Genomic DNA, 9,472 nt, shown 5'->3' with positions numbered 1-9,472 from the left:
TTCCCCGCCGTACTGGATGCCGCAGCACCAGCAATACCACTCCCGCCTACCAGACGATCGGCTCGAATGTTAAAGAAACCGCCCACAAAGGTGGTCAGTACGCCCAGCAGAATGCCCGCCAGACCGCCTTGCAGCAGCATTTCCAGGTTAATACCGGCTCCAAGTGCAAATGCAAAGAAAGGAATGAGCAGTGGACCGCCTTTGGTCAGGAAGTCACGCATATTGGCATCGAGGTTACCGAGGATCATGCCAACCACCAGCGGAACAAGAACCGCCACCAGCGCCATGATAGGAATATTTGCCATACCCGCCGCGCCCAGCGCGATCATGGTAAAGAAAGGCCCGTCATTCAGAGACAAAATGGAGATCGCACCGACATCACGTTCATTGCCAAACTCGCCAACCAGCGCCGCGTAAAGCCCGCCATTGGAGTTACTCATTGCCGCAATAATGGCAACACCGCTTAAGCCAAAGATGCCCTCCGCGCCAAACAGGTGTTCAACCCCGAGACCAATTGCAATCGCGACCAGTAACTTGGTCAGCGTAATCGTGCCGCCTTGTAGCAAAGCTTGCGGCGCCGCCTTTACGCTAATTCCCGCCCCCATACAGAGCAGGAACGCGCCAATCAAGGGAGCCGCGCCATTTTTAAATAAAGCCGTGGTGAATCCACCGATCTGCAACGCCTGCGGGGCAAAAGTGTTGATAATGGCACCGATAACCAACGGCACAACCATCATGCCGCCGGGTACGCGTTCTATTGCCTTCTTGATGTTCATGGTCTTCCCGCCTGTTGTTATGTTGTGATTAAATAAAATCACAACGATTATATTCAATCAAAATCAGATCACAAACGCGGCAGATCACAGTTTTTGAATGATTAACAAAAATCAAATAATCATTCGGACGAAAAAAAAGCCGGGTTTGTCTCACCCGGCTTCATTGATATCTGAAATATCTCAGGATTGATGCACAAATTCGCGGTATGCCGCCACAACCTGAAGAAAGTCCTCTACACCACAGAGCGAAAAACTTTCTTCGTCGTAGTAGCTCATCCCCTCTTCCATCTCATCGCCAGAGAACTCCAGCTGATTAGCGCGAACCATCACTTCTTCGCCATCCAGCCAGAGCGTGTATTCATGCCCTGCTCGCTGCCAGGAGCGCTCACTGCCCTTAACCGCACGCGCTGCCTGTTCCACTTCATCAAGTAAGGCCAGGTTTTCTTTCACTTCCTCATTAAACCAGTGCCCCACCACCTCGTGGCCCATGGACATACGCACTTTTACCACCCCGGTAATATCGCGCAGAAATTCGTAATCCATAATGTCTTCCTCTACTCCCGGCAATGCGCCAATACCGCATTGCGCCTTGCTGTAATTATCGCAGCAGCGCGGCAGAAAAAAAGCGTAGTGGGTATAAGGAATAGAAATAAAAATGCCCGGAGAAGCAGACTTCTCCGGGCATTGATGCGTTTTTACACAAAATGCTTTAGGGCATTACACCGCAGTCTGGAAAATCACACCATCGGCTTTCTCGGTATACTGAGACAGCTGGTCGAAGTTCAGATAACGGTAAGTATCTACGGCCGTTTTATCTACCTGCGCCACATAGGTCTGGTACTCTTCCGCCGTCGGCAGTTTACCAATCAGCGCCGCAACCGCCGCCAGCTCCGCAGAAGCCAGGTAGACGTTCGCCCCGGTACCTAAACGGTTCGGGAAGTTACGGGTAGAGGTCGACACCACCGTTGCGCCGTCGGCTACACGCGCCTGGTTACCCATGCACAGAGAGCAGCCTGGAATTTCGATACGCGCACCGCTCTTACCGAACACGCTGTAATAACCTTCTTCGGTCAGCTGTGCCGCATCCATACGGGTTGGCGGAGCCACCCACAGACGCGTTGGCAGTTGGCCTTTGTGCGCATCCAGCAGCTTACCAGCGGCACGGAAGTGGCCGATGTTAGTCATGCAGGAGCCGATGAACACTTCGTCGATCTTCTCGCCCTGTACGTCAGACAGCAGACGCGCATCGTCCGGATCGTTCGGTGCACACAGGATTGGCTCTTTGATATCCGCCAGATCGATGTCGATCACTGCCGCGTATTCTGCGTCAGCGTCGGCTTCCAGCAACTGCGGATCCGCCAGCCATTTTTCCATGCCCTGCACACGACGTTCCAGCGTACGGCGATCGCCGTAACCTTCTGCGATCATCCACTTCAGCAGAACGATGTTAGAGCTCAGATACTCAACGATCGGCTCTTTGTTCAGCTTGATGGTACAACCGGCAGCAGAACGTTCAGCGGAGGCGTCGGTCAATTCGAACGCCTGCTCTACTTTGAGATCCGGCAGACCTTCGATTTCAAGAATTCGGCCAGAGAAGATGTTCTTCTTACCTTTCTTCTCAACGGTCAGCAGACCCTGTTTGATCGCGTACAGCGGGATGGCGTGTACCAGATCGCGCAGGGTGATACCCGGTTGCATTTTGCCTTTGAAACGCACCAGAACGGATTCCGGCATATCCAGCGGCATCACGCCGGTCGCCGCAGCAAACGCCACCAGACCAGAGCCCGCCGGGAAGGAAATACCTATCGGGAAACGGGTATGGGAGTCACCACCGGTACCTACGGTATCCGGCAGCAGCATGCGGTTCAGCCAGGAGTGAATAACGCCGTCGCCCGGACGCAGCGACACACCGCCGCGGTTCATGATGAAGTCTGGCAGCGTGTGATGCGTGTTCACGTCCACCGGCTTCGGATAGGCCGCGGTGTGGCAGAAGGACTGCATCACCAGATCAGCAGAGAAGCCCAGGCACGCCAGGTCTTTCAGTTCGTCACGGGTCATCGGGCCAGTGGTATCCTGAGAACCGACGGAGGTCATCTTCGGTTCGCAGTACGCGCCCGGACGGATGCCTTTCACGCCGCAGGCGCGGCCAACCATTTTCTGTGCCAGGGAGAAGCCACGGCTGCTTTCCGCCACGTCTTTCGCCTGACGGAATACGTCGCTGTGCGGCAGGCCCAGCGCTTCGCGCGCCTTGGTGGTCAGGCCACGACCGATGATCAGCGGGATACGGCCACCGGCGCGTACTTCGTCGATCAGGACTTCGGTTTTCAGCTCAAAGCTTGCCAGCAGTTCGCCGGTTTCGTGGTTGCGTACTTCGCCTTTGAACGGGTAAACGTCAATCACGTCGCCCATGTTCATGTTCGACACGTCCACTTCAATCGGCAGTGCGCCCGCATCTTCCATGGTGTTGAAGAAGATAGGTGCAATTTTGCCGCCGAGGCACAGGCCGCCGCCACGCTTGTTCGGCACATGAGGAATGTCGTCACCCATGAACCACAGCACGGAGTTGGTTGCGGATTTACGCGAAGAACCGGTACCGACAACATCACCCACATAAGCCAGCGGGTAACCTTTTTTCTGCAATTCTTCGATCTGTTTGATCGGGCCAACCACGCCCGGCTGATCCGGTTCGATACCTTCACGGGCGTTTTTCAGCATCGCCAGCGCGTGCAGAGGGATATCCGGGCGAGACCATGCATCCGGTGCCGGAGAAAGGTCATCGGTGTTGGTTTCACCCGTCACTTTAAAGACGGTAACGGTGATTTTTTCAGCCAGAGCTGGACGGTTCAGGAACCATTCGGCATCAGCCCAGGATTGCATTACCTGCTTCGCATATTCGTTGCCCGCTTTGGCTTTTTCTTCTACATCGTAGAAGTTATCGAACATCAGCAGCGTTGAAGAGAGCGCTTTGGCGGCAATCGGCGCCAGTTTTGCATCGTCCAGCGCGTCGATCAGCGGATGAATGTTGTAGCCACCCTGCATGGTGCCCAGCAGTTCAATGGCTTTTTCTGGGGTAACCAGCGGGGAGGTGGTGTCGCCTTTTGCGACAGCGGCGAGAAAACCAGCTTTAACATAAGCGGCTTCATCTACGCCAGGAGGAACGCGGTTGATCAACAGGTCTAACAGGAATTCTTCTTCGCCCACAGGCGGGGTCTTCAGCAGCTCGACAAGTGCAGCCATTTGGGTTGCGTCTAAAGGTTTTGGCACAATCCCCTGGGCAGCACGCTCAGCTACGTGCTTACGGTATTCTTCTAGCACGACGATATCTCCTCGCTCTCATTGTCATAATGCGGCGCTTTTGTAGATGGGCGATTCTCTTCACGCTCCTGTGAGACAGTAGTTAGTAGGGTAAATGCCCGGTACCGCATAAGGCACAATAACAGGATTTTCATTAAGTGTTAATCCGTTTACAAAAAAGCAACATAAAAAATTGGCTGAATCGTTAAGAATGGTATAGCGACAAGGCGAGGTGAAATTAAGTCAGCTTAAAACCGCCCATAAACGGTTAATTTTCAAGCGCGATCGGCTGAATATTCCAGCGATTTTTCCACCATCACATATAATTGTGTAATAAATACTCACACTCTTTTTTCGGACCTACCTGGTGAATCAACCATAAAAGTCAAAACTGTCTAACACGGGTGAATAATACTCGCGGCAACAGGAACGCCTCACGGCACAGCGCTCGTCTCGTTGGAGTCATTTTATGAAGTTGCCCCTTAAGCCACATCTGCTTGTCCTTTTGTGCAGTGCCGGGCTGTTTGCCGCCTCTGGCGTGATGTTTGTTAAAAGTCGCACAACGGAGCCTGCTGCTCCGCCCCCCGTTGCGCAGCAACCGTCAACACCGGCCCCAGCTCCCGTAGCGACCCCTGCCCCGGCCGACCAAACAGCGCCCGCCGTGGCACCAACCTACTCGGCAGCACAGATCGATCAGTGGGTTGCACCCATCGCGCTCTATCCAGACTCGCTGTTGTCGCAAATTTTGATGGCCTCAACCTATCCGGCTAATGTCATCCAGGCCGCACAGTGGTCAAAAGACAATCCCAAAATGCAGGGCGATGCTGCCATTCAGGCCGTTGCCAGCCAGCCCTGGGATCCCAGCGTGAAATCGCTGGTCGCTTTTCCTCAGTTGATGTCGCTGATGGGTGAAAATCCGCCGTGGGTACAAAGTCTGGGCGATGCTTTCCTCGCACAGCCGAAGGACGTCATGGATTCCGTTCAACGTCTGCGCGCGCTGGCGCAACAAACCGGCGCGCTGCAATCAACACCGCAACAGACCGTCACCACCGTGACCAAAGCGGCACCGGCGAAAACCGCCACCAGCACGTCAACAACCAGCACTACCACCACGACAAGCCCTACGGTCATCAAGATTGAATCCGCCGATCCGCAGGTGGTGTATGTTCCAACCTATAACCCGAACACGGTTTACGGTACCTGGCCGAATACCGCCTATCCGCCAACCTATCTGCCACCAACGCCCGGTGAGCAATTTGGTAACAGCTTCGTCAATGGTTTAGGCTTCAGCCTTGGTGTCGCCACAACCTATGCCATCTTCAGCAACATCGACTGGGATGACGACGACGACCACCATCATAATGATGACTGGGATAACCATGGCGGCTATAACCGCAACGGTGATAACAACATCAACATTAACGTTGATAACTTCAATAAAATCAGTGGTCAGCGCCTGACAGATGCCAACCGTACCTGGCAGCATAACCCAGCCTACCGTGAGGGTGTGCCTTACCCAAATAGCCAGCTCAATAACCGCTTCCACTCCACTAACACGGCAACCGGGTTAAGTTCGACTCAGCAAAGACCGGTCAACCGTGATAACCAGCGCCAGGCAGCCCTGAGCCAGATGGAAAAATCGACGGGGAAAACATTCCCGCAAACGGCGCGTACGGGCACGAGAGACGCCCAGCGTCAGGCATCGAATCAACAACTGAAGCAAATTTCTCAGCGTAATAACTACCGCGGTTACGATACCAAACCGCAAACCGCGAAGCGGACGAGCACTCAGCAGCGGGAGAATCGCCAGGCAGTCGCCCAGCGACAGGAGAAACGGGTCACGCAACCGGCGCAGCAACGCAATGTACAACAGCGCAATCTTCAACAGCGAACCAGCCAGCCACGCGCCAATGCGCTGAGCGGTAACGACAGTCGCTCCGCCAACTGGCAGGCACAGCAACAGCGAGGTGCCCAGAGCCGGCAGGTCGCCCGTAATCAGCCATCACGCCAGCCTTCTGGCGGGCGTGCTGAACACCGTGAATTCCGTCATCGTTAAGGGAACCGACATGAAAAATAAACTACTCAGTGGAATGGTGTTGTTCATGGTTTCGGCCACCGCGATGGCACAACAATCCTTCAGCACACCAGACCAGGCAACAGATGCGCTGGCAAACGCTATCAGTGAGCAAAATGAAAGTGCAATGAGCAACCTGCTCGGGGAAAACTGGCGTGATTTTCTGCCGCCAGAAGGCGTCGATCCTGATGCGGTTGATCGCTTCCTGCGTGACTGGAAGGTACGCCATAGCACTGTCATCGACGGCAATACGGCGCATCTTGTGGTTGGGGACAGCGACTGGCAACTGCCAATCCCGGTCGTCAAAAACGCTTCAGGCTGGCAATTTGATATCAAGGAAGCGGCCGAAGAGATCCTGACCCGTGAGATTGGACGCAACGAACTTGCTGCCATCGAGGCGTTGCACGCCTATGTGGATGCTCAGCAGAGCTATTTTGCGATGAACCAGAAATACGCGCAAAAGATTGTCAGTTCTGAAGGGAAAAAGGATGGTCTGTACTGGCCTGTTTCGCCGGGCGAAGCGCCAAGCCCGCTTGGCCCAGCCTTCAGTCCACAGGAGCCGGGCATGGGCTATCACGGCTATCGCTTCCGGATCCTTCCCGATAAAACCAGCGGTTTTGCCATGGTAGCCTGGCCCGTTAGCTACGATCACACCGGCGTGATGAGTTTTATGATTAACGGTGAAGACAAAGTCTACCAGGCCGATCTCGGTGTTGAATCACAGCAGAAAGCACAAGCGTTAACCACATTCCATCCGGATAAAAACTGGCAACCTGTAGCGCCCTGATACCGAGTCGGAAGGTTAGTAGGCCGGGTAAGGCATAGCCGCCCCCCGGCAACCCGCAACAAATTACAGGATGTTAGCGACAGATTTCGCCAGTTGAGCTTCCAACACCGGCTTCGCTTCTTCGAACTTCAGATTCACTTTGTTAGCATTAGACACAACGCGGGTCTGGTATTTTGCGCGATCGCCTTGCGCGCTGCTGGTTTGCAGCTTGATGCCAGATGTCCCTTGACGCAATGCAGCAACATTATCCGTTGTCACTTTCGCTTTGCTGCGTTCAGAGATTTGCAGGTCAGTAACCATGGTGTAGTTTACGTCTTCCACCATCGCATCCGCGGCCATGCCGATCAGCCCCGCCGCGATACCAACACCCAGCGCCGCACCAGAGGAGTTGCTGTTATAAGCGGTAATCCCCGCGCCCAGCGCTGCGCCCATCGCGGCACCTTCGTAACCCGTTTTCAGGAAGCCTTGAGCTTCACGCAGATCCATTTTGTCCGCTTTCAACACGTTCGCCTGCACCCAGTAATAAGCGCTGTCTGGCGAACTGGTCACTTTATACCCCTTCGCTGACAGGTCATTTGCCAGCAGGGTTTGCAGGTTACTCATGTCTTTGTCAGAGGTGTTTTTTACCTGAATGTAGACGGTCTTCTCGCTGGAAGGCTCCAGCCAGATGGTTTCACTCATCTGCGTTTTCACTTCAAGGTTACGTTTTTTAACGGCGGTGGTCATCGCACCACAACCGGTCAGCGTCATTGTCGCGACAACCATGCCAACAACCGCGATTTTTTTTAAAGACATGTATTTTCCTTTTTCGTGTAATAGAGAGTCCAGAGCCTCTTCTCCGTGCGGCCAGTAGCCACACAATGGCGAAAAAAGTATCGGCAGTTGCGCAATTTTTTTTAGTGGAAATATCAATGAGATGACTACTAAAACTGGTAGTTTTCAGGCAAAAAAAACGCCTCCGAAGAGGCGTTTTCACAAAAGCGGGAAGATTACTTTTTCTTCGCTTTCGGGTTTGGCAGGTCGGTAATGCTACCTTCAAAGATTTCTGCCGCCAGGCCCACGGACTCGTGCAGAGTCGGGTGCGCGTGGATGGTCAGCGCGATATCTTCTGCGTCACAACCCATTTCGATCGCCAGACCGATTTCGCCCAGCAGCTCGCCGCCGTTGGTACCGACAATCGCACCACCGATAACACGGTGAGATTCTTTGTCGAAAATCAGTTTGGTCATACCGTCTGCGCAATCGGAAGCGATAGCACGGCCAGAAGCAGCCCACGGGAAGGTGGCGGTTTCGTAGCTAATGCCTTTTTCTTTCGCTTCTTTCTCGGTCAGACCAACCCATGCAACTTCTGGTTCAGTGTATGCAATGGATGGGATAACTTTCGGATCGAAGTAGTGTTTCTTGCCGGCGATAACTTCAGCGGCAACGTGACCTTCATGAACACCTTTGTGTGCCAGCATCGGCTGACCGACGATATCGCCGATAGCAAAGATGTGCGGTACGTTGGTGCGCAGCTGTTTGTCAACGCGGATGAAGCCACGGTCGTCAACTTCCACGCCAGCTTTGCCCGCGTCGAGGTTTTTACCGTTCGGTACACGACCGATAGCGACCAGCACAGCATCGTAACGCTGAGCTTCGGCAGGGGCTTTTTTGCCTTCCATGGAAACGTAGATGCCGTCTTCTTTCGCTTCAACGGCGGTCACTTTGGTTTCCAGCATCAGGTTGAACTTCTTGCTGATGCGCTTGGTGAAGACTTTAACCACGTCTTTGTCGGCAGCCGGGATAACCTGATCGAACATTTCAACCACGTCGATCTCTGAACCCAGCGCATGGTACACGGTACCCATTTCCAGACCGATGATACCGCCGCCCATTACCAGCAGGCGCTTAGGAACAGTTTTCAATTCCAGTGCATCGGTGGAATCCCACACGCGCGGATCTTCATGCGGAATAAACGGCAGTTCGATCGGACGGGAACCCGCCGCGATGATTGCGTTGTCGAAGTTGATCACGGTTTTGCCGTTTTCGCCTTCAACTTCCAGGGTGTTTGCCCCGGTAAATTTACCCAGACCGTTAACCACTTTCACTTTACGGCCTTTGGCCATACCCGCCAGACCGCCGGTCAGTTGAGTGATAACTTTTTCTTTCCAGGTACGAATCTTGTCGATATCGGTTTTCGGCTCGCCAAAAACGATACCGTGTTCAGCCAGCGCTTTGGCTTCTTCGATAACTTTTGCTACGTGCAGCAGCGCTTTAGAAGGGATACAGCCGACGTTCAGACAAACACCGCCAAGGGTGCTGTAACGTTCTACGATGACGGTCTCCAGACCTAAATCTGCGCAACGGAAGGCAGCAGAGTAACCTGCAGGGCCTGCCCCAAGTACCACGACCTGAGTTTTGATTTCAGTGCTCATCATGACCTCTTAATTTATACCCGTCGTCCAGCGGGTCGTTCTATCCGCCCGTATTTTACAAAATTGTTAACAATTTTGAAACAACAAACGGCAACCGATTTGTCTTTCGCACAATAACCTCACTGAC

The 9,472-nt window shown here is 53.7% G+C and carries 7 protein-coding genes; 2 read left to right on the top strand and 5 right to left on the bottom strand.

Translation table 11 applies throughout. The annotated features are described in order from the left end of the window. From FDW94_RS11105 to acnB, 3 genes are all read right to left on the bottom strand, one after another. Positions 1-776: 2-keto-3-deoxygluconate permease 1 (locus tag FDW94_RS11105; RefSeq protein ID WP_249358426.1), on the bottom strand; the 776-nt coding region annotated here is incomplete at its 3' end. 180 nt (positions 777-956) lie between these two features. Further along, positions 957-1,319: a protein YacL gene (gene yacL, locus FDW94_RS11100; protein ID WP_020996227.1), complete on the bottom strand. Its 363-nt coding sequence runs from the start codon at positions 1,317-1,319 to the stop codon at positions 957-959. Positions 1,320-1,493: 174 nt separating this feature from the next. Beyond that, entirely contained in the window at positions 1,494-4,091 is a 2,598-nt protein-coding gene (gene acnB, locus FDW94_RS11095; protein WP_057067418.1) for a bifunctional aconitate hydratase 2/2-methylisocitrate dehydratase, read from the bottom strand. 448 nt (positions 4,092-4,539) lie between these two features. On the opposite strand from acnB, the gene FDW94_RS11090 reads away from it, so the two are divergent. Both FDW94_RS11090 and FDW94_RS11085 read left to right on the top strand, forming a co-directional pair. Next, positions 4,540-6,126 carry a DUF3300 domain-containing protein gene (locus FDW94_RS11090; protein ID WP_137377580.1) on the top strand — a complete coding sequence of 529 codons (1,587 nt, stop codon included), beginning with the start codon at positions 4,540-4,542 and terminating at the stop codon, positions 6,124-6,126. Between the two features lie 10 nt (positions 6,127-6,136). Further along, the gene (locus FDW94_RS11085) at positions 6,137-6,931 is read left to right on the top strand and encodes a DUF2950 family protein (RefSeq protein WP_008786213.1); all 795 of its coding nucleotides are present in this window, start codon (positions 6,137-6,139) and stop codon (positions 6,929-6,931) included. A gap of 63 nt (positions 6,932-6,994) precedes the next feature. Here FDW94_RS11085 and traT read toward each other — a convergent pair whose 3' ends face one another. Both traT and lpdA read right to left on the bottom strand, forming a co-directional pair. Then, positions 6,995-7,726: a conjugal transfer complement resistance protein TraT gene (gene traT, locus FDW94_RS11080; protein ID WP_048236127.1), complete on the bottom strand. Its 732-nt coding sequence runs from the start codon at positions 7,724-7,726 to the stop codon at positions 6,995-6,997. Positions 7,727-7,920: 194 nt separating this feature from the next. Beyond that, positions 7,921-9,345: a dihydrolipoyl dehydrogenase gene (gene lpdA, locus FDW94_RS11075; protein ID WP_003829486.1), complete on the bottom strand. Its 1,425-nt coding sequence runs from the start codon at positions 9,343-9,345 to the stop codon at positions 7,921-7,923. Positions 9,346-9,472: the final 127 nt, after the last annotated feature.

The sequence above is a fragment of the Citrobacter sp. wls757 genome (assembly GCF_005280935.1).
GTDB lineage: Bacteria > Pseudomonadota > Gammaproteobacteria > Enterobacterales > Enterobacteriaceae > Citrobacter > Citrobacter portucalensis.
This window is presented reverse-complemented; position numbering and strand designations above follow the sequence as displayed.

Bases quoted from the DNA above. Each gene is read 5' to 3' on its own strand.
- yacL (WP_020996227.1), bottom strand. From the start codon at position 1,319: ATGGATTACGAATTTCTGCGCGATATTACCGGGGTGGTAAAAGTGCGT.
- FDW94_RS11090 (WP_137377580.1), top strand. From the start codon at position 4,540: ATGAAGTTGCCCCTTAAGCCACATCTGCTTGTCCTTTTGTGCAGTGCC.
- FDW94_RS11085 (WP_008786213.1), top strand. From the start codon at position 6,137: ATGAAAAATAAACTACTCAGTGGAATGGTGTTGTTCATGGTTTCGGCC.
- traT (WP_048236127.1), bottom strand. From the start codon at position 7,726: ATGTCTTTAAAAAAAATCGCGGTTGTTGGCATGGTTGTCGCGACAATG.
- lpdA (WP_003829486.1), bottom strand. From the start codon at position 9,345: ATGAGCACTGAAATCAAAACTCAGGTCGTGGTACTTGGGGCAGGCCCT.